The sequence below is a fragment of the Hymenobacter aquaticus genome (assembly GCF_004765605.1).
Lineage (GTDB): Bacteria > Bacteroidota > Bacteroidia > Cytophagales > Hymenobacteraceae > Hymenobacter > Hymenobacter aquaticus.
The window spans coordinates 630,614-649,002 of record NZ_SRLC01000003.1; the positions used below are offsets into that span (position 1 = coordinate 630,614).

The window sequence follows — 18,389 nt, forward strand, 5'->3', positions numbered from 1 at the left end:
AAACGCCTCCTTATAATGCCCGTCACGAAAGCAACTGACTCCGATTTCCAAGAATTTCTTGACACGCACGAGAAAGTAGTAGTGAAGTACTACGCCGACTGGTGTGGCAACTGCCGCCTGTTCTCGCCCAAGTATAAGCGCCTGGCCCAGGCCGAGCAGAACCAGAACATCAAGTTTCTGGACGTGAATGCCGAAACCAGCCCGGCGGCCCGCAAGCTGGCCAACGTGACGACCCTGCCCTTCTTCGCCATTTTCAAGGATGGCGAGCTGGTCGATACCGTTTCGGCCAGCAAGGAAGAAGCCGTAGCCGACCTGATTAATCGTTTGAACTAAGGCCGGCTGAGCACATGAAAATCCCCGTAATCAAGCGGCTGGTAGAGTCGCAGACGCTGGAAAGCCTGGTGGCCGCCGAAGAAGCCCTGCTCGATGAGCGCGCCCCGGCCTTCGAAGTGGAAGGTGAAGACGAAGGTGAGCAGCTGACCCACGTGTTTGCCGCCATTTTCATTCTGAACCACATGAAGGACCACGGCTCGGAGTTCAAGAACGCCCTGCGCGAGTACACCAACAAGGTGCGCGTATCCATCAGCTAACCAGCTGTCTGGTAATATAGTAAACAGAGAGAGGCGCCCCGTAGGGGCGCCTCTCTCTGTTTGTTGGGTGCTGCCGCAGCGGCTACATGCGGGCAAAGTAGGCCGAAGCGGCTTTCAGGCCGTCGTCGGTGCACAGGCCGCGCATGTAGTAGAGGTACACGCTGCGGAACACCTCGGCCATGTCGTAGCGGCTGGGTGGGAAAATCTGCTCGTTGAGCACCATGTAGAGCTGCTCGATGATGATTTTGCTGACCAGGGCAATGTTGATGTCGCCGCGCAGGGTCTTCTGCAAAATGCCCTCGTTGAGCAGGTTATGAATCTGGGGGTAGGAGTATTCGGCCAGGTGCTGCTGGCCCAGCTCCCAGGCCTGGGGAAAGTCCCGGATCAGGTCGGCGAAGTAGTCGGGCGACTTGACCCGGCGCAGGTCCCGGATGCCCATTTCCAGCAGCCCCAGCAGGCGGCCCACGGCGTTGGTGGTTTGCTGAAACAGCTCCTGGTGCTCGCGCTTCTGCCGCTCAATATCGTGCCGGGTGACTTGCAGCACCAGGTCGTTCTTGTCGTGGAACATCTCCCGGAAGGTCGTCGGCGACACGTCCAGGTGACTCATGATCTGTTCCAGGGGCAGGTTGGTAATGCCCTGGCTTTGAAATAATTGATGAGCCTCTTCGAGTAAAGTAGTGCGTAGAGTTGGATTCATAGCGGGCCGGACACGGGGAAGAACTGGTTCAAGTTAGCGAATAAACCAGCCCAGCCCGAAGAAAAACAGCAGCTGCAGCAAGTACACGAAGGGCACCAGCGGGTTGCGCTTTTCGAAGTCGGTGCGGTTGAAATACACCTGCAGAATCAGGGCCACCGCAAACCAGCCCTTGAAGTTCTGGAGCGGAATAACGTCGAAGGCCCAGGTCCAGAAGTCGTAGCGCACGGCCACGGGCTCCAGGCAGATATCCATGCCGACCAGCAGCAGGGCGGCCACCACGGCCCGCAGAAAGCCGTTAATGGGCAGGTAGCGGGCCAGAATACCGGTGGAGTAGGTCAGCATCAGCCAGTTCAGGCCAATAATCAGGGGCACGCCCAGCCACTTGAAGCCCAGGGTGGCCCCGTAGGCATACTGCCCGAAGATCTTGCCGGTCTGGATGCCTACTACTTCCACGAAGAAGCCCACGGCGGCCGTCGTCAGGCAAAAGGCCCAGAAGGCCATGTTCCGGTCGCGCTGAAACGAGAACAGCAGCACGGCCGTCAGCAGCAGGTTCAGGGGCACAAACTGCAGGTAGAAGTCCGGGTCTTTGGAAAAAGCCAGCCCCAGAAAGCCCGTCACGTGGAACAGCAGCAGCACGCCCTGGGCCACGCGCAGGCGCCGCTGCTGGGTGTCGGGTATTAGCGGGGGAGCGGGGGGCAGATGTTGGGTCGATTCGGAAGCAGACACTCAGGAAGAATTAATAATCAGGAATCAAGAATTAAGGACGGGCCGCCGCTTAATGCCTAATTGCTGATTGCTCATTACTAATCAATTAAACCAGCCACAATCTTGGCTGAAAGCAGGCACAGCGGGATGCCGCCGCCGGGATGCACGCTGCCCCCGCAAAAGTACAGCCCGTGCAGCTTCCCCGAAAAGTTGGGGTGCCGCAGAAAGGCCGCCAGCGGATTGTTGGAGGAGCTGCCGTAGAGGGCCCCGCCAAACGAGGAGGTGCGCTGCTCGATGCCCCGCGGGTCCCAGACCTGCTCGGCCCGCAGCAGCGGCTCGATGGCCACGCCCAGGGCCCGGCTCACCTTGTCCAGTACGGCCCGGCGCGTCTTTTGGATCAGCGCGTCCCAGTCCTGGCCCTGGTTGTGGGGCACGTTCACCATCACAAACCAGTTTTCGTGGCCCGGCGGGGCATCGGTGGGCGTGTGCTTGGAGGTGATGTTGACGTACACCGTCGGGTCGTCGGTCACGGTTTTCTCCTCGAAAATGGCCTTGAACTCCCGGCGGTAGTCCTGGGAAAAGAAGATGTTGTGCAGGCCCAGCTCCGGAAACTCGTGGGCCAGGCCCCAGTAGAAAATCAGGGCCGACGACGAGCGGGGCTGGGCCAGAGTCCGCTCGGGGGCGGGCTGGGTGGGCAGCAGGCGGCGGTAAGTGGGCACCACGTCCATGTTGCTGACCACCAGGCCGACGTCGTAGATGTCCTGCGCGGTACGCACGCCCGTTACCTGCCCGGCCGCCGTCAGGATTTCCTCCACCGGCTCGTTGTAGCGAAACTCCACGCCCAGCTCCTCGGCCAGCCCGACCAGGCTGCGCGCGATGCTGTAGATGCCGCCCTCGGGGTAAAACGCGCCGATGCCGTGCTCCAGGTGCGGAATCAGGCTGAGCGTGGCCGGGGCCTGGTAGGGGTCCGAGCCGTTGTAGGTCGCAAACCGGTCGAAGAGCTGCACCAGGCGCGGGTCCGCAAATGCCTTGGCGTGGCGCTGGTGCATGGTGCCGGTGAGGCCCAGGCTGGGCAGGGCGGCCAGGGCCCCCAGCACGTCCTTGCTCAGGTAGGTGCCGGCCTTGTGCAGCGACTTATGCAGAAACGTGCTTTCGGTGGCTTGGTAGGCCGCGCCGCTGCGCTTCAGGAAGCCGGTGACGGCGGCGGCCGGCACGCCCAGCTTGGCTTCTATTTCGTGGGCAAACTTCTCTTCGTCGGCCCAGGCCGTCAGGCGGGTGCCGTCGGCGAAGAAGTACTGGGTGATGGGGTCGAGGCGCTGGTAGCGGAAGTGGTCCTGGGGGTTGCGGCCCGCCAGCCGGAACAGCTCATCCACCAAAGCCGGCAGCGTAAACAGCGAGGGGCCGGCATCGAACCGGTAGCCGCCGGCCAGCTCAAACTGGTGCATCTTACCCCCAAACGTGTCCTGGGCCTCGAATACCGTGACGGCGTGACCTTTCAGCGCCAGCCGCACGGCGGTGGCAATGCCGGCAATACCGGCCCCGATAATGGCGGCCGGCTGCTTGACAGAAGATGCTACAGACTTTTTTCGGGGCATGTCGGGCTAAAACCAGTGCGAAGAACCAGGTTGTTTGGGTAAGGCTGATACGGTGCCCTAAGCCAACTCCAATCGTCCTCCAGATACTACAAGACGCGGATTGTCGTCTTCGCCTCGTCTTAACAGCTGCCGCGCAAAGCTGTTTACTCCACGGCCAGCACCAGGCCCTTCAGGTATTCGCCTTCGGGGTGAAACAAACTCACGGGGTGGTCGGCGGGCTGGGTGAGGCGGTGCAGGATGCGGGCCGGGCGGCCGGCTTCGATGGCCGCAGCCAGCACGGCGCCCTCAAACAGCTCGGCCGACACCACCTGGGAGCAGCTGAACGTGAAGAGCAGGCCGCCGGGGGCAATTTGCTTGATGCCGGCCACGTTCAGGCGCTTGTAGCCCATCAGGGCGTTGTGGCGGGCCGAGAGGTGCTTGGCAAAGGCCGGCGGGTCGAGCACGATGAGGTCATACTGATTGTGGCGGTCCTTGAGGAAGCTGAACACGTCCTGGGCGTAGGCTTCGTGCCGGCTTTCGAGGCCGATGAGGGCCGCGTTGCGCTCCGTTAGCTCAATGGCGCGCTTGGAGCTATCCACGGAGTGCACCAGCTCGGCGCCGGCCTGCAGGGCGTAGGAGCTGAAGCCGCCGGTGTAGCAGAACGTGTTCAGCACGCGGCGGCCGGGGGCGTAGCGGGCCAGCAGGCTGCGGTTGTCGCGCTGGTCGATGAAGAAGCCGGTTTTCTGGCCCGTTTCCCAGTCGACGGCGAAGGGGTGGCCGTTTTCGTGCACGATGTGCTCCTGCCCGTTGCTTTCCCCGAACAGGTAGCCGTTTTGGGCTCCGGGTGCGGCCTTGGCGGGCACGGTTTCGGCGCTCTTGTCGTAGATGGCCCGCAAGCCCGGAATAACGGCCTGCAAGGCGGCGGCAATCAGCGGGCGGGCCTTGTACATGCCCGCGCTGTGGGCCTGCACCACGGCCACGTCGCCGTACACGTCGATGATGAGGCCGGGCAGCCCGTCCCCTTCGGCGTGGGTAAGGCGGTACACGTTGGTGTTGCCCTGGCCCGTGAGCTGCAAGCCTTTGCGCAGCTCGTAGGCGTTGCGGATGCGGCCTTCCCAGAACGCCGCGTCGGGCTGCTGGGCCTCGGTGCCGAAGTCGAGCATGCGCACGGCAATGGAGCCGGGGGCGTAGTGGCCCACGCCCAGCACTTCGCCGTTGGCGGCCTGCACCGTTACTACCTCGCCTTCCAGCACCTCGCCCTGCATACGGCCGATAGCGCCCGAAAACACCCAGGGGTGGCGGCGGCGCAAGGATTGGTCTTTACCAGGTTTGAGGGTGACAATGGCGGGCATAAGCAGAGGAAAAGTAAAAGCGGACTGCAAAGGTAACTCCCGGATTTTTCGGATTGGCCGGATTGGCCGGATTTTGTGGCCGGCACCGGTTTTCCCCACCCGCGTCGCTCAGCGAAAGCGGGGCCCCGCTTCCGCCGGATTGCCGTTATTGAAACGGGTCGAGGTAGGCAACCAAAATGGCAACGGCGGCTAGCCCGGCCAGCACCGCCCACACCGGGCCGCCCCAGATCAGCAGGCCCAGCAGCGAAACGGGCAGCACAACGAGGCCCAGCACGCCCAGCACCGTCGTACCCAATCCGGCTTCGGCCGCCTCGGTGTGGTGTTGCGGAGCCGTGGTCAGCTGCTTCACGGCCGCCCGCAAGGCCGGTCGGGTAACCGCGTAGCGCGCCGTCACCAGGGGCGTCGGGCGGGGCCGCCGGGCTACATGACTGGTCGGTGGCCGGGCTTCGGCAGAGCGCCTGACTACCGGGGCCACTACCGGGACGGGGGCCACTGCGGCCACCGGGGGTACTACCGGCGCGGGGGCGGCAACTGGCGGCGCTACTGCCCGCGCCACGGCCGGCGGCCGAAACTGAAACGCGGAGCGGCTGGTACCGCAGCCACTGAGCAGCAGTAGCAGCCCAACGACTAGCAAGGGAACAAACCGCGCGGGGCGGGCAGGAGTAGCGGGAAGAGGCATAAGCAAAGACGGAAGGGAGCAGCAGGAAAAGCGGACTTGGCAAGTTGTATACGGCAACGGCCGCCGCCCCGCCGCCCGCCGCCCGGGTCAGCGGGAACTGATGGCTCCGAACACTCGCCGGTAAATAGGCTTGCGGTAGGCAAACTGCGCCCACAGGGCCGGGTACAGCAGCGCGTCGAGCAGCGGGGAAACCGTCCGGTACTCAATGGCATCGACGATGACGCTGCCGCCCTGGGGGCCCGGCTCGACGAGGTGGCGGTGCCGCCAGTAGCGCAGGGGCGCGGGCAGGCGCTGGCCTTCGTCGATGAAGTAGTGAGTGCCGTCGGGAAGCTGGCCGTGGCCGGTAATCAGGCTGGTCCAGTGCTGGTGCACAGGGCCGGTTATTAACTCAATTTCCACCTGGTCGCCGGTGCGGCAGCCGTCGAAGCGGTGGAGGCGGAAGCTGGGAAATGGTGGGGCCAGGGCCAGAAACAGCTCCCGGGTGAAGCCGGCCATGACCTGGGCCGGCGGCTGCGCGACGGGCGTGCGAAGGGTGAGGTGCATGAGCAGCGGTTTGAGAGGAAAGCAAAGAAGCCCGTTTCCGGAAGAAACGGGCTTCGCCAGCCAGTTGTTTTGCCCCGACCCTCACGCGGCAAAGCAAAGTCGGTCCTGACCTAATACGTATCGGCAGTAATGCGCACGGGGAAGATGATGCTGCCCGCGAAGAGGCGGAGGCGGGTAGCGCCCCCGGCAGTGGCCTCTGCCGCCGTTTCCGCTACTCCCCCGACCAGCACCTGCCCGCGCAAGCCCAGGGTAAGCGACCGGACCGCATCAGCCCCGGGGCCGCCCGTACCGAGGAAATCCAGCCACTGGCCCTCGCTGGTCAGCCGGGCCACGAAGCCGTCGGTGCCCGCCTGGCAGGCCGGCGCGCCCGTCGGGCCGTAGCGGGCGGCGGCGCTGAACCGGCCGGCCACGTAGAGGCTTTCGCCGGGGCCGATGCAGATGGCCCGGCCTTCCTCCAGCGCCGGGCCTTGCAGCGTCTGTACCCATTGCCAGCCGCCTTGGGCGCTGAGGCGGGCTACGTAGGCATCGTCGCCGCCGCGGCTGCTCAGCTGTAGGCTCCCGAAGGAAGCCTGCCCGGAAAAGGAGCCCGTCACGAAGACGTTGCCCTGCGGGCTCACGGCAATGGCCTGGGCGTAGTCGGTGCTGGGGCCGCCCGCGGCCGTAGCCCACTGCCAGCGGCCGTCACCGCTGGCCTTGGCTACGAAGGCATCGTGGGTGCCGCTGGTCGTCAGGGCCGCATGGCCGAACCGGGTGGTACCGGCAAAGTAGCCGGCGGCATACACGCTGCCGGCTGCGTCGAGGCCCAGGCTGCTGATGACGGTCTGCTCCTGACCCACCGACTGCCGGGCCCACTGCCAGCCACCCTGCGGACTCAGCTTCGCCAGAAAGGCTTCGGAATCGGCCTGGCTGCTGAGGGTGGTGGCCCCAAAAGCCGCGCTGCCCCGAAAGCGGCCGGCCACCACGGCCTGCTGCCGGGCATCCAGGGCCAGGGCCGTAGCCTGGTCCTGCTCGGGGCCGCCGGCCGTCGTCAGGGTGCGCCACTCGCCGCTGGCCGAGAGCACGCCCACAAAGACGTCGTCGCCCCCGTTGCTCTGCGCGGTCAGGGGGCCGAACTGCGCCGTTGCGGCAAAGGAGCCGGCCACGGTAATGCTGCCATCGGCGGCCACGGCGATGCCTTGGCCCGCATCGGAACTGGTGCCGCCGGCGGCTACGGCCCATTGCCACTGGCCGTCCGCCGAGATTTTAGCAATAAAGATGTCGGTGCCGCCCGCGCTTTGCAGGGTGTGGCTGCCCAGCTGGAGCTGGCGGGTAAACCAGCCGGTTACGTAGCTGTTGCCCGCCGCATCTTGGGCTACCTGCTGCACGCTGGCTGGGCTGCTCTCGGCCGTGTGTAGCCGCCAGGTCCAGGCGGGCTGCTGCGCCTGCGCGGCGGGCCCCGCGCCCAATAGCAGTCCGATCAGGGCCGGCCGCAAGCGGGCCGCGGTGCCGGAGGCGGCCACCGCCCGGCAAAAGGTAGAAGTAAGCATGAGTCGCGAGTAGTGGGAAGGTGGTAGGCAAGGAATCGGCACGGGCGGTGCCGGGTGGAAGCCGCCACTAGCGGAATTTGCCGCCGTTCTGCTTCTTGACCAGGATGTAGTTGACGGAGAGACCGGTGACGATGTACCAGTCCTGCATGGTGCTGCGGCCGCGCATGCTGCCGGGCGCATTGAAGTTGACGAATGCGTCGGGGTTTTCGGTGCGCGTGACGTCGTGGCCGAAGTAGCGGGCCGCGTCGCTGGTCAGGTTGGCCACGTCGGTGTAGTTGCCGCTCACGTCGTCGAGGTAGTCGGTAAAGGTTTTGCGCCAGCCGATTTCCAGGCCCAGGTCCAGGTTGTTGCTCAGGCGGTAGCGCACGCCGAAGCCGAACGGAATAGCCAGCTGCGTCCGGTTGTACGACTGGTCCTGGCCTTCCGTGCGCAAAGGCTGCAGGGCAACGTAGCTGCCCTCCGCCAACGACTTGGGAATGGTGCCGCCCTGCACGTAGCCCTTCGGATTGTGGTGAAACAGGGCAATGCCGCCGAACACGTACGGCATCAGGTTTGGCCGCCGCAGGTAGCTGTAGTGGTTCCGGAACAGGTCGAGGCGGCCCACGGCCGATACTTCCACAATGTCGTTGCGGAAGTTCATGTTGCGGTGGTAGCGAAACCGGGCATTGTCGTCCCGCGGGTCGGCGGCCTTGGAGTCTTCTCCCGAAATGCGTCCGTACGCCACGGCCACCCGGGCCGAGAAACGGGTCGTCAGGCGGCGGGTGAGGCTGATGCCCACGTTGGGCCGCGAAGCACCCGCGCGCAGGCTGGACATCGTCACCTTGGGCACCACGTCGCCGAAGTAGTTCATGGCATTCAGGCTAACGTCGACCGTGGTATAGCGGTTTTTGGTCGTAAAAGACTGCGCCCGGGCCGCGGTGCCAAGCAGGGTTGCAGCCACTGCCGGCAGTAGAAAAAAGGTAGTCGTTAATTTCATGTAATTGCACTCGGAAGAAAAAACAGCCTCGCTATCATTCTGCTTGCCGGTAAATAAGTGGCTGACAAGTAGAATATTAACGAGGCAAAGTTCCGGCGTGCAGACTCAGTTCTGGTTGAACTAGATTAATAAATCGACGGGCCTGCGAAGTAATTGCAGTGTATCGTTTTAGGGCTGGTTAATTATTAAGGTGAGTTATTAAAATTAGGAAAATAGCCGTGGTACTTGCAGCCGCAATTAAGCCCGTTGCTGCCTGCTCCATGACCACTACCCTCCTGCGTACCATCGTTTTGCTGCTGCTGTTGCTGGCCGGCGCCGCTACTCGGCCCCCGCGCCGCGCCCGCCCGGCAACCCGCACCCTAAGCTTCCGCCTGGCCGGGGGGCTAATGCAACAAAACCGTTCGGCTGAGCAGCCAAACGGTTTTGAGTAGCGGCGCCGGGCCGTTGAAGAACAGACAGGCTGGAGTCAGGCCTGGGCCAGGAAGGGCATGGCGTGCCGCGTAGCGCCGCGGCTCATCTGCCCGCGCAGCTTGCTCAGAAACTCCGGTGAAATGCCCAGGTAGGAGGCAATCTGCTTTTGCGGCAGCCGCTGCACCAGCGCCGGATAGGTCATGATAAATTGCAGGTAGCGCTGGTCGGCCGTTTGCCGCATCACCGACAGCAGGCGCTGCTGCATGTCTACCAGGGCCTGCTGCTGAATCAGCCGGACGTAGCGCTCGAAGGCCGGGACCTGCCCAAACAGGGCTAGCAGGCTGCGGTGGTCGGTATACAGCACTTTGGTCGCTTCTACCGCCTCAATGGTCACGATGGCGGCCTGCTGGTTGAAGAAGCTGCCCAAATCGACAGCCCACTCGTTCTCGGTGGCAAATTTCAGCACGAACTGGTTGTCCTGGGGGTCGGCGTGGTACACCCGCAGCAGCCCTTTAACAATGTAACTAGCTGACATGCACATGCTACCCTGAAGTAGCAGCGTCTCCTTCTTGCGCAGCTGACAAACCCGGAACGCTGCCGTAATGGCCGCCTGGTCATCGGTGCTAAGGGGAACGAAGCGCTTAATAGTCTCGAAAAACTGGTTAAACATGAGTATAAAAGGTCGAAGGAAAAAAAGGGGCTACTAACGAATGGGTGATGCATAAGGCGGCCACCTGGGAAAAAACCGGGTGGGTAGGAAATGGAGCGGAAGAGCGGAAAAGCCGCGAGTGGAACCCACTACGGCCAGTAAATACCCCCATCAAATCAGGCTCGATTGGGCAGGTTTTATCGGGAGGCCCCGGGTAAAAGCAAAGCAAAAGTATCGGTTGTTCACCCCGGGAACAAAGTAAATATTGTACTTTTCAAATTGGGAAACCGCGAAAAAGGTGTCGTTTATTGCGCAATAGATGATGTAAGTGGCTGTTGATAAGAAGGCCAAAGAGGAGTATGAATAAAAAATGAAAATGCACTGGATGGAAAGAAAAAACAGAAATTCCCAAAATGGGAAAGTAGTGGGCAAGCTCAACGCTTGCTTCAGGCCGCTTGGCTCTGGATAAAATCCTGGGGCAGCACTGCCGCGTCCTCCAGGTCACACTTCAGCGTAGCTATATTCTGGTAAAGCCGCTGGCGCACCCGGGTTTCGATAAAGCGACTGAACAGGGCACTCAGGCCCCGGAACTCGATGTACAGGGTCTGGGTAAAAATAGTCATGCCGTAGTGAGCGGCAAGGGAGTACTTCTGCTGCACCCGCCCGAGGTAGAGCACCCGGAAAATACGCAGGCAGGAGCCGCTGGTAAGGTCCGGAGCCTGCCGGACCTTTTCGTACAGCAGCTGGCCTTTCGGCTGGCTGATCAGCAGCCCACCGGAATAGCAGAAATCCCACTTGGCCTGGGTTGCCGGGCTCAGGAGGCGAGGGAAAACGTGGTTGATTGGCACCCGAAGCAGAGCAGATTCGGAGACGCGGATGATAGGCCGGGACATGGACAATAGGAAAAAGACAAAAGAAGAGCTGGCGGCAAACCGCCGCGGGGCGGGCGGCAGGCCGCCCCTATTGGCAGATCAGGCGCACTACCTGCACCTGCGTTGCCTGCTGCAGGCGCAGCCAGTAGACGCCGGGCGGAACCAGCGGAGCCGCCTCTACCGTGGAGAGGCCGGCCGTCAGTTGCAAGGGCTGCATCCAGGCTACCTTGCCCCGGGTATCTGTGAGCGACAAGGCTGCGGCTCCGGCCTGCCGGGCGCTGATCTGCACCCGGAGCTGCTGGCCGAAGGGGTTGGGGCTGGCTTGCAGCTGTAGCAACGAGGTGGGCGCGCTGACCACAGCCCTCACGGGAGTATCGGCGGTGGCGCCGTTGTCCAGCACCAGCCGGACCTTGTAGTACACGGTACCGCAATAAGCCGGGTATTTCGGGTCGCGGAAGGTATAGGTAGTGGGTATGGAGTTGCCCGTGGCCGCTACCTGCCCGATGACGGCGAAGCTGGCGCCCGTCGAACTGAACAGGACCTCGAAATGCGTGGCCTGATATTCCTGGGCCGTACTCCAGCTGAGCTGCACCGCCCCCGCCTGGACAGTTGACTTGAACTTGGTAAACGTGATGCCCGATACCTGGCCCGCTTCGTCGGTTGGGGCTTGCGCTGCCGCCGGCCGTGCGTGGCCCGCTAGGCTGATGCCGCCCAGAAGCGTGAGCCCCAACCGCAGGGGCCGAAGGGTAGAAACAGAGAGGAAAGGTGTTATCATGCAAATGGGGTATAGGGATGGAGGCCCGACGGCCCCGGCAACAGCCCAGCCGGACGGTGGAACGGTTACCCGGAAAATGGGAATAATTCAATACTCGATGGGATAGTCCGGAACAGTATAAAAACCGGTTCCGCACCCTGCCGCCGGTCTGTTTTGGCCGACAGCTGCCCATCTGTAAGAAACTAAAGGCGTGGTATTGAAGCGCTTTAGTCAGACTTACTAGGCGCAAAGCTCGGAGTTTGAGCAGGGCTTAAAGTTGAACTAAATTAATATTTTGCCCCCTGCTGAAATACTTCGTGCGGGGGCCGGGCCGAAAGGAAACGCCGCGGCGGCGGCTCGGGCTTTCAGCAGTAGCAAGCTATATTGCATACTTACCACTGTAAATAGGATAGTAGTTAGTAAATTACTCGTCGCCTTGTGCAGACGCCTGGTTAATTTCCTGTTGTATGTCTTTTGTTACGCTCAGCCTGAACCTCTTTCACCTCTGCTACCAGAGCCGGGCAACGCCGGAATTGGATGAGGAGGGCTTGCTGGCTTTGCTGGTGCAGTCCCGGACCTACAACCGCCAGCATGCCATTACGGGCGTGCTGCTCTACAGCGAAAACCGCTTCGTGCAGGTGCTGGAGGGCGACGAGGCTACCGTGCTGGCCTTGTTTGAGCGCATCCGCCGTGACAACCGGCATACCGAGGTAACCCTGCTTACCCAGGAAAGCCTGACCCAGCGGATGTTTCCGGACTGGTCCATGGGGTTCAGCCAAAGTAGCCACGCCGAGCTGGCCGCCCCGGGCTCGGGCTGGCTGGCGGGCTTTGCGGAGCATCCTGCTACCAGGCAGCAGTTTATTATGCAACTGGTGAGCGAGCAGCTGCGCCCACTGTAGCCCCGGTCCGGCAGCCAACATAGCCCGCTGAAAACCACGAACCCCGTCGCGGCGGGGCAACGGGGTTCGTGGTGGCTGAAAGTATGCCTGCGCTGACGTTCTGTCGTTTTACCACGGAACTCATGCCCGGCTACCTGGTACCGGCCAGTGTCGGGGCTACCCCAGCAGCTCCTCGATATCCTCCTTGGTCAGGCTCTTGATGATGGCCTCGTCGGTGGTTATCAGGTCGGTTACCAGCTGAATCTTCTTGTTCTGCAACGCCAGGATTTTCTCCTCTACCGTGTTCTTGGTGATGAACTTGTAGGTAAACACCGTGCGCTGCTGCCCGATGCGGTGGGCCCGGTCGACAGCCTGGGCTTCCACGGCGGGGTTCCACCAGGGGTCCAGGATGAAGACGTAGTCGGCGGCGGTGAGGTTAAGGCCCACGCCCCCGGCTTTCAGCGAAATCAGGAACACGCGCAGCTCCTCCGTTTCCTGGAAGCGGCCTACTTCCTTGTGCCGGTCCCGGGTGTTGCCGTCGAGGTAGGCGTACTCAATCTGCTTTTCGTCGAGCGAGGCCCGAACGATGTCGAGGTGCTTTACAAACTGGCTGAACACCAAAACTTTGTGGCCTTCCGATACCACGCTGCGAATCATGCGAATCACCTCCCGCAGCTTGCCCGACTCGTGCTCGTAGTCCTCGTGGGCCATGCGGGGGTGGTTGGCAATCTGGCGCAGCTTGGTCAGGCCCTGCAAGAGCATAAACTGGGTGCCGGCCGTGCCGTGCTCCTCAATGTTCTTGAGGATCTTGTTGCGGTAGTAGCTCTTGGTTTCCTCGTAGCACTGGGCCTGCTCCTCGGTCATGGGGCAATAGCTGAGGTGCTCAATCTTGCTGGGCAACTCTTTGGCTACCTGGGCCTTGTGCCGGCGCAAAATGAAGGGCTTGATCAGGGCGTGGAGCTTGCGGGTGCGCACTTCGTCCTTGCCTTTCTCGATGGGCTTGAGGAACTCCTTGCGGAAAAACGTCTGGGTGCCCAGCAAGCCCGGGTTGATAAACGACATCTGCGACCATAGGTCCATCGTGCTGTTTTCCACCGGCGTACCGGTCAAAATCAGGCGGTGGCGGGAGCGGAGGCCCCGCACGGCCTGCGAGGTCGTGGAGCTGGGGTTCTTAATGGCCTGCGACTCGTCCAGAATTACGTAGTCGAAGCCGTAGGTACGCAGCATTTCCGCGTCCAGCCGCACGATGCCGTAGCTGGTCAGAATCACGTCGTAGTCGGCAAACTGGGCCACATTTTTGTCGCGGTAGGTGCCGGTGTAGGTCAGAATGCGCAGGCCGGGCGTAAACTTGGTAGCCTCGCTCAGCCAGTTGTACACCAGGGAAGTCGGCATCACCAGCAAGGAAGCCGCGCCTTTCGACTCGCCGCTTTCCTTGCGCTGCAACAGCAACGCCAGCGTTTGCACCGTCTTGCCCAGGCCCATGTCGTCGGCCAGGCAGCCGCCGAAGTGGTAGTCTTTCACGAAGTGCAGCCAGTTGTAGCCCGCTTTCTGGTAGGGCCGCAGCTCGCCCATGAAACCCAGCGGCATGGGCTGGTCTTCGACCATTTCGAAGCCGCGCAGGCGCTCCAGCTTCCGCGACATCGTCACGGTCGCCAGGTTGCCGTTCTGCAAGTCCGACACCAACGCCAGGTGGTGCTTGCGCAGCGTGAGAGTGTGGTGGTGCTCCTCGGCAAAGGCAAACAGCTCCAGGTACTGCGTAAACCACTCCTCCGGGATAATGGCAATCTGGCCGTTGGGCAGCCGGAACTCGTGGCGCCGCCCCAGAATGTAGGGCCGCAGCTTGATGAAGGGAATTTCAAACTCGCCGAAGCTCACCGTGCCGTGCACGTCAAACCAGTCGTTGCCTTCGGTAATGCCGACCTGCACCGTCACGGCCCCGATGAAGTAGTCTTTGCTGGAAGTGTGGCCCTGCTGCACCGTGAAGCCCATGCGGGCCAGCTCTTCGGCGTGGCTGTGCAGCCAGCGGAAGGCGGTGGCTTTTTCCAGCACGGCCCGGCCGTTGCGCACTTCCAGGGCGCGGTCGGCCAGCTCCCGGATGATTTCCTGCTCCCGGTCCAGGTTGCGGATCAGGCGGTGGAAAATGTAGGAGTCCTCGTTCTTTTCCAGCTTCACGCACACCCGCTTGTCGTAGCTGTTGTGCACGGTATGGTCGCCGTAACGGAACGACAGGTCGAAGTGGATGTGCTCGGACGGGGCCGTAATAACGGCCGTGGCTGATTCGCTGCTGCCGTTGCGGCGTGCCACCGGGCGGCTCCGCTCCTCGGCTGCCACAACCACCGCGCCGGGCGTGTCGGAAAACGTGAGCTGGGGCCGGGCTACGTACCGCTCCGAGCGGATGTCGAAGCCGCGGGCGTGCACGTCGAACGACTCGACCAGGGGCGCCACGAAGCGCTGGAAGTAGCTGTCCTCCACCTGCCGGGGAATGACGATGAATTTCTTGTTCAGGAAGGGCTGCAGCTTCTTGCCGTCCACGTCGTTGCGGAAGTTGTGCAGCGTGTCGTTCAGCAGCATCCAGGCGGGCTGGAAGCAGACCATCACGGCATTTTTAAACTGGAAGTCGAGCCTTTGGCCCTGGTACTGGATGGTCGGGAAATAGTGGGTGCTGTCCTCGTTGCGCCGGAAGTGAAACAGCACGGAAGCCGGTTCCGGGGCCACGCTCATCTCGCGCCAGGTGGGCTCCCCGTCCTTGCCCATAATAAAGACGCACTTGCCGTGCAGCCGCTCCAGGATCTGGCCCATGCGGTCCTGCACGTAGCGGCAGATGGCGTCCTGCAGCCCCTTATCCCCTTTCTCGGGGTCGTATATCTTCAGGAAGAAATCGGCGGGTGTGGTTTTTTTCGCCCAAAATTCCTTGATAACCGTGTCCTGCTGGATCTGGTCGGTAAGTGCAATTAGCTCGAAGTCGGTTTCGTCGAGGCCGTCGGCAAACTCCGGGGCGTTTTTGGCCGAAACCGTCTGGTGCTGGAGCGTAAGCTGGCCCCGAGCATTACGCTGAACCACGTAAGACTCAAATAGATAGCCCAGATATTCGTGCTCAAGTAACGAATAGACGATCTGGAAAGGCTGTGAAGTAGAAACCTTCATAGTCGGATGGGAAGCCTGAATAAGGCATTGAAAGTAAGGACAAATACTAGAATGGATGAGGTTTCGTGAAAAGTAAAATTAATTATTGAAATAGTTAAATTTAAAAGACAGAGACACTCCCAATGACGGACGAACATGGCTATAGAGTAGATGAACTACTCCTACAACCGCGAAAGTGTTACAAGTTCTCGCGCAAATCGAGCCGGGCCGCGTTCAGGGCGGGCCGGATCGAAACGGTGATGGTGATGACGATAATGGCAATGCCCGTGAGAATAATATCGGACAGCTGCATTTTCACCGGGTAGGAGTCGACCACGCTGGTGGCCATGCCCATCGACACGATGTGGAAGGTTTGCTGGGCCCAGCAGATAGCCACGCCAAACGTGAGGCCGGTAATGGCGCCCACCTGGGCCACAATGGCGCCTTCCAGCAGGAAGATGTTGCGAATCATGCGGCTGGTGGCGCCCATAGCCCGCAAGATGGCCACGTCCTTCTTCTTGTCGAGCACCAGCATCGAGAGCGAGAAGAAGATGTTGAGCGAGGCAATGAGCAGGATGAAGGCGAAGGTGATGAACACGAACATCTTCTCCACCTTAATGGCTTTGAGCAGGCTCACATGCTGCTCGTCGGAGTCGTGCACGTGGAATTTGTCGCCCAGCACGCGCTGCAAATCCTGCTTTACCTCCTCAATCGTGCGGCTCTCACTGACCTTTACCTCCAGGGCCGTGCGCCGGCTGCCGTAGTTGAGCAGGCGCTGGGCGAAGTCGATGGGCACGAAGATGTAGCTGTCGTCGATATGCTGCTCGATCAGGAAGACGCCGCCGGCAATGATGGTTTGCTGGCTGAAGGCCGTTTCCGGGTTCATCGACAGCGTTTTCTTGCCCGTGTTGCGCGGGTAGAGCAGGTGCAGGGGGGCAAAGCGGTTGTCGAGGGCAATGCTGAGCTCGTGCTGCACGCCGGCCCCGAGCAGGGCGTAGTTTTCGCCGCCGCGCACCAGGCGGTGGTCCCCTTCCACGATGGCCGAGTCGATGTCGCTCTGGGCAAAGTAGTTTTCACTGACGCCCTTCATTTTCACCACCATCTGCCGGTCGTGGTACTGCAGCAGGGCGTTGTCCTCAATCACCTCGGTGAGCAAGCCCACGCCGGGCGTGGTGCGGATGCGCTGCAACAGCTGCTCGTTGGTTTCGAAGGACTTGCCCTGCACGGCCGTTACCAGCAGGTCGGGGTCCGATTTGCCGTAGAGCGTGCGCACCAAGTCCTCCAGCCCGTTGAAGACCGACAGCACGATAATCAGCGCCATGGTGCCCACGGCCACCCCCACCATCGAGATGTTGGAGATGATGCTGATGATGTTGCGCTTGTTCTTGGACGAAAAATAACGCCGGGCGATGAGCAGAGAAACGTTCATGCAGGGCGCTGGTTAGGGTTGGGACAAAGGGCAGGTCGAGGGTAACACGAAGCACTTGTACGAAGGCGGCGGCAGAAAGCCGTATTTCCGCCCTGTACTTCGGGCGTTTAGCAGGCAAGATAACGGCCCAAACGCAATTAAGCGCAACGCCAACCGGCCCGCGGCAGGGCGCCGCGGCTATTTCCAGGCTTTGACGATCAGGCCGGTGCCCGAGTCGTGCCGGGTGGTGGAGTCAATCCAGTTCAGCAGCAGGCAGAAGGGAAAGGTAATGAGGTAGTAGAAGGGCAGCAGCACGAAGAACCATTTCGACACGCCCAGCATCAGAATGGGGTATTTCATGCTCAGGCGCCACGACACCTGGCCCGGCTCGCCGTAGCTGTACTGGGCCTCAATCCGCTCGAAGCCGGCGGTGCGTAGCTTCTGCTGAATCTCGTGAATGTTGTAGCCGTCGCGCACGTGCTCCTCAATGAAGCTGGTTTCGCCGTCGGCGTGCACGTCGGAGCCGCCCTGGTCCGAGGGGGTCGAAATCAGCAGCATGCCGCCGTCTTTGAGGGAAGCGTGAATGTTGCGGAACACTTCCACGTCTTCCAGAATGTGCTCCATCACGTCGACCGACAAAGCCAGGTCGAAGGAGTTGGGCTCCTGGTACAGCACCAGGTCCTGCACGGCAAACTGCACGTTGCGCCGCCCGATCTGGCGGAAGAACTGGTTGGAGTCGGCAATCTGCTCGTCCTTCACATCCACGGCCAGGATGCTCCACTTCTTGCTCAGGCCCGACAGCCAGTAGGTATACTGCCCGTAGCCCGAGCCGGCGTCCAGGATGGTCAGGCTTTCGTCTTGCCGGCCGGCGGCCCACTTGCGCAGCTCGCGGTGCACGTGCCAGGTGCGCAGCAGCAGCAGATCGAGCATCGTGTAAAACAGGCGGCGCAGCCACGGGGTACGGTTAAAGACCTGGCCCAGTGACTTTTTAATCGGGTCGTAATACAAGGGAAACGGTGATTTAGTGATATGGTGAGTTAGTGAGTTAGTCGCTTAGTCGCTTAGTGAGGTTGATGTTCGGCTTGCGCTACTGGTGCGGTATTGAACTCAAAACTCACTAACTCACTAAGTCGCTGATTCACCAACTCCCTATTCGTCTTCGTCGGCGAACAGCTTGGGGCGGGCGGCGGGGCCTTTGTCGTCGGTTTTGGGGTCGGTGGTATCCTCGGGCGTCTCGGCCGGAATGTCGAGCTTACCCAGCACGGCGTCCATGTGGGCGGCGTATTCGGCGCTGTCGTCGAGGAAGAACACCAGCTCGGGGATGATGCGCACCTGCTGGCGGATCCGTTTGGCCAGGGCCTGCCGGATTTCCTTGCTGTTGTCGCGCACCAGTTCCAGCAGGGCCGGGCCGGTGTTGGCCAGCAGGCTGCTCAGATACACGCGGGCTACGCCCAGATCCGGCGACACCCGAATGGTGCTGATGCCCGGCGGCAAGCCGGGAAACAGGTGCGGTAAGTCGCGTTGAAAGACGGCTGCCAGATCCTGCTGCAGGAGGCTGGCAAACTTTTGCTGTCGTTTACTTTCCATATGAATCAGCAAAGATAGGAAGTTAGGGGCTTGAGGACTCAGGAAGTTAGCGGCCGGGGCGGCAG

At 61.6% G+C, this 18,389-nt stretch carries 19 protein-coding genes; 4 read left to right on the forward strand and 15 right to left on the reverse strand.

Translation table 11 applies throughout. From position 1 onward, the window contains the following. The first annotated feature begins 15 nt into the window (after nt 1–15). Both E5K00_RS22455 and E5K00_RS22460 read left to right on the forward strand, forming a co-directional pair. Nucleotides 16–333, forward strand: coding sequence for a thioredoxin family protein (locus E5K00_RS22455; protein WP_135465542.1), 318 nt, complete (start codon nt 16–18; stop codon nt 331–333). A 14-nt stretch (nt 334–347) separates the two neighbouring features. Next, nucleotides 348–590: a DUF6952 family protein gene (locus tag E5K00_RS22460; protein ID WP_135465543.1), complete on the forward strand. Its 243-nt coding sequence runs from the start codon at nt 348–350 to the stop codon at nt 588–590. An 82-nt stretch (nt 591–672) separates the two neighbouring features. Here the strand turns inward: E5K00_RS22460 and E5K00_RS22465 are convergent, their stop codons facing one another. The 8 genes from E5K00_RS22465 to E5K00_RS22500 all read right to left on the reverse strand — a co-directional run bounded on the left by E5K00_RS22465 (nt 673) and on the right by E5K00_RS22500 (nt 8,642). Further along, a complete protein-coding gene (locus E5K00_RS22465; RefSeq protein ID WP_135465544.1) occupies nt 673–1,287 on the reverse strand; it encodes a TetR/AcrR family transcriptional regulator in 615 nt (204 codons plus the stop codon). A gap of 33 nt (nt 1,288–1,320) precedes the next feature. After that, entirely contained in the window at nt 1,321–2,013 is a 693-nt protein-coding gene (locus tag E5K00_RS22470; protein ID WP_135465545.1) for a carotenoid biosynthesis protein, read from the reverse strand. A 77-nt stretch (nt 2,014–2,090) separates the two neighbouring features. Next, nucleotides 2,091–3,587 (reverse strand): 1-hydroxycarotenoid 3,4-desaturase CrtD, encoded by a 1,497-nt coding sequence (crtD, locus tag E5K00_RS22475; protein WP_135465546.1) that lies wholly within the window; start codon nt 3,585–3,587, stop codon nt 2,091–2,093. Nucleotides 3,588–3,730: 143 nt separating this feature from the next. Further along, nucleotides 3,731–4,918 (reverse strand): class I SAM-dependent rRNA methyltransferase, encoded by a 1,188-nt coding sequence (locus tag E5K00_RS22480; RefSeq protein ID WP_135465547.1) that lies wholly within the window; start codon nt 4,916–4,918, stop codon nt 3,731–3,733. Between the two features lie 145 nt (nt 4,919–5,063). Then, complete coding sequence (locus E5K00_RS22485; protein ID WP_135465548.1) at nt 5,064–5,597, reverse strand: hypothetical protein; 534 nt, start codon at nt 5,595–5,597, stop codon at nt 5,064–5,066. A gap of 87 nt (nt 5,598–5,684) precedes the next feature. Beyond that, nucleotides 5,685–6,140, reverse strand: a complete 456-nt coding sequence (locus E5K00_RS22490) for an SRPBCC family protein (RefSeq protein ID WP_135465549.1) — start codon at nt 6,138–6,140, stop codon at nt 5,685–5,687. 110 nt (nt 6,141–6,250) lie between these two features. Beyond that, the gene (locus E5K00_RS22495; protein WP_167857003.1) at nt 6,251–7,666 is read right to left on the reverse strand and encodes an SBBP repeat-containing protein; all 1,416 of its coding nucleotides are present in this window, start codon (nt 7,664–7,666) and stop codon (nt 6,251–6,253) included. 67 nt (nt 7,667–7,733) lie between these two features. Beyond that, nucleotides 7,734–8,642, reverse strand: a complete 909-nt coding sequence (locus E5K00_RS22500) for a DUF6089 family protein (RefSeq protein ID WP_135465551.1) — start codon at nt 8,640–8,642, stop codon at nt 7,734–7,736. A gap of 260 nt (nt 8,643–8,902) precedes the next feature. On the opposite strand from E5K00_RS22500, the gene E5K00_RS22930 reads away from it, so the two are divergent. Continuing rightward, nucleotides 8,903–9,073, forward strand: coding sequence for a hypothetical protein (locus E5K00_RS22930; protein ID WP_167857004.1), 171 nt, complete (start codon nt 8,903–8,905; stop codon nt 9,071–9,073). 35 nt (nt 9,074–9,108) lie between these two features. Here E5K00_RS22930 and E5K00_RS22505 read toward each other — a convergent pair whose 3' ends face one another. From E5K00_RS22505 to E5K00_RS22515, 3 genes are all read right to left on the reverse strand, one after another. Beyond that, complete coding sequence (locus E5K00_RS22505) at nt 9,109–9,723, reverse strand: Crp/Fnr family transcriptional regulator (RefSeq protein ID WP_135465552.1); 615 nt, start codon at nt 9,721–9,723, stop codon at nt 9,109–9,111. Nucleotides 9,724–10,148: 425 nt separating this feature from the next. Continuing rightward, a complete protein-coding gene (locus tag E5K00_RS22510) occupies nt 10,149–10,595 on the reverse strand; it encodes a hypothetical protein (protein ID WP_135465553.1) in 447 nt (148 codons plus the stop codon). A 67-nt stretch (nt 10,596–10,662) separates the two neighbouring features. Further along, on the reverse strand, nt 10,663–11,349 hold the full coding sequence (locus tag E5K00_RS22515) for a T9SS type A sorting domain-containing protein (RefSeq protein ID WP_135465554.1): 687 nt from the start codon (nt 11,347–11,349) through the stop codon (nt 10,663–10,665). 446 nt (nt 11,350–11,795) lie between these two features. On the opposite strand from E5K00_RS22515, the gene E5K00_RS22520 reads away from it, so the two are divergent. Next, a complete protein-coding gene (locus tag E5K00_RS22520) occupies nt 11,796–12,227 on the forward strand; it encodes a BLUF domain-containing protein (protein WP_135465555.1) in 432 nt (143 codons plus the stop codon). Between the two features lie 156 nt (nt 12,228–12,383). Here the strand turns inward: E5K00_RS22520 and E5K00_RS22525 are convergent, their stop codons facing one another. The 4 genes from E5K00_RS22525 to E5K00_RS22540 all read right to left on the reverse strand — a co-directional run bounded on the left by E5K00_RS22525 (nt 12,384) and on the right by E5K00_RS22540 (nt 18,324). After that, nucleotides 12,384–15,350 (reverse strand): DEAD/DEAH box helicase, encoded by a 2,967-nt coding sequence (locus E5K00_RS22525; RefSeq protein WP_135465556.1) that lies wholly within the window; start codon nt 15,348–15,350, stop codon nt 12,384–12,386. 178 nt (nt 15,351–15,528) lie between these two features. Beyond that, nucleotides 15,529–16,758, reverse strand: a complete 1,230-nt coding sequence (locus E5K00_RS22530) for an FtsX-like permease family protein (protein WP_135465557.1) — start codon at nt 16,756–16,758, stop codon at nt 15,529–15,531. A gap of 177 nt (nt 16,759–16,935) precedes the next feature. Then, the gene (locus E5K00_RS22535; protein ID WP_135465558.1) at nt 16,936–17,745 is read right to left on the reverse strand and encodes a class I SAM-dependent methyltransferase; all 810 of its coding nucleotides are present in this window, start codon (nt 17,743–17,745) and stop codon (nt 16,936–16,938) included. A gap of 141 nt (nt 17,746–17,886) precedes the next feature. Continuing rightward, complete coding sequence (locus tag E5K00_RS22540; protein WP_135465559.1) at nt 17,887–18,324, reverse strand: ribosome-binding factor A; 438 nt, start codon at nt 18,322–18,324, stop codon at nt 17,887–17,889. Nucleotides 18,325–18,389 lie beyond the last annotated feature (65 nt).

Excerpts from the sequence above, each read along its gene's own strand:
- E5K00_RS22490 (WP_135465549.1), bottom strand. The coding sequence starts at position 6,140 with ATGCACCTCACCCTTCGCACGCCCGTCGCGCAGCCGCCGGCCCAGGTC.
- crtD (WP_135465546.1), bottom strand. The coding sequence starts at position 3,587 with ATGCCCCGAAAAAAGTCTGTAGCATCTTCTGTCAAGCAGCCGGCCGCC.
- E5K00_RS22485 (WP_135465548.1), bottom strand. The coding sequence starts at position 5,597 with ATGCCTCTTCCCGCTACTCCTGCCCGCCCCGCGCGGTTTGTTCCCTTG.
- E5K00_RS22465 (WP_135465544.1), bottom strand. The coding sequence starts at position 1,287 with ATGAATCCAACTCTACGCACTACTTTACTCGAAGAGGCTCATCAATTA.
- E5K00_RS22540 (WP_135465559.1), bottom strand. The coding sequence starts at position 18,324 with ATGGAAAGTAAACGACAGCAAAAGTTTGCCAGCCTCCTGCAGCAGGAT.
- E5K00_RS22480 (WP_135465547.1), bottom strand. The coding sequence starts at position 4,918 with ATGCCCGCCATTGTCACCCTCAAACCTGGTAAAGACCAATCCTTGCGC.
- E5K00_RS22495 (WP_167857003.1), bottom strand. The coding sequence starts at position 7,666 with ATGCTTACTTCTACCTTTTGCCGGGCGGTGGCCGCCTCCGGCACCGCG.
- E5K00_RS22530 (WP_135465557.1), bottom strand. The coding sequence starts at position 16,758 with ATGAACGTTTCTCTGCTCATCGCCCGGCGTTATTTTTCGTCCAAGAAC.
- E5K00_RS22455 (WP_135465542.1), top strand. The coding sequence starts at position 16 with ATGCCCGTCACGAAAGCAACTGACTCCGATTTCCAAGAATTTCTTGAC.
- E5K00_RS22500 (WP_135465551.1), bottom strand. The coding sequence starts at position 8,642 with ATGAAATTAACGACTACCTTTTTTCTACTGCCGGCAGTGGCTGCAACC.
- E5K00_RS22515 (WP_135465554.1), bottom strand. The coding sequence starts at position 11,349 with ATGATAACACCTTTCCTCTCTGTTTCTACCCTTCGGCCCCTGCGGTTG.
- E5K00_RS22520 (WP_135465555.1), top strand. The coding sequence starts at position 11,796 with ATGTCTTTTGTTACGCTCAGCCTGAACCTCTTTCACCTCTGCTACCAG.
- E5K00_RS22510 (WP_135465553.1), bottom strand. The coding sequence starts at position 10,595 with ATGTCCCGGCCTATCATCCGCGTCTCCGAATCTGCTCTGCTTCGGGTG.
- E5K00_RS22505 (WP_135465552.1), bottom strand. The coding sequence starts at position 9,723 with ATGTTTAACCAGTTTTTCGAGACTATTAAGCGCTTCGTTCCCCTTAGC.
- E5K00_RS22930 (WP_167857004.1), top strand. The coding sequence starts at position 8,903 with ATGACCACTACCCTCCTGCGTACCATCGTTTTGCTGCTGCTGTTGCTG.
- E5K00_RS22460 (WP_135465543.1), top strand. The coding sequence starts at position 348 with ATGAAAATCCCCGTAATCAAGCGGCTGGTAGAGTCGCAGACGCTGGAA.
- E5K00_RS22525 (WP_135465556.1), bottom strand. The coding sequence starts at position 15,350 with ATGAAGGTTTCTACTTCACAGCCTTTCCAGATCGTCTATTCGTTACTT.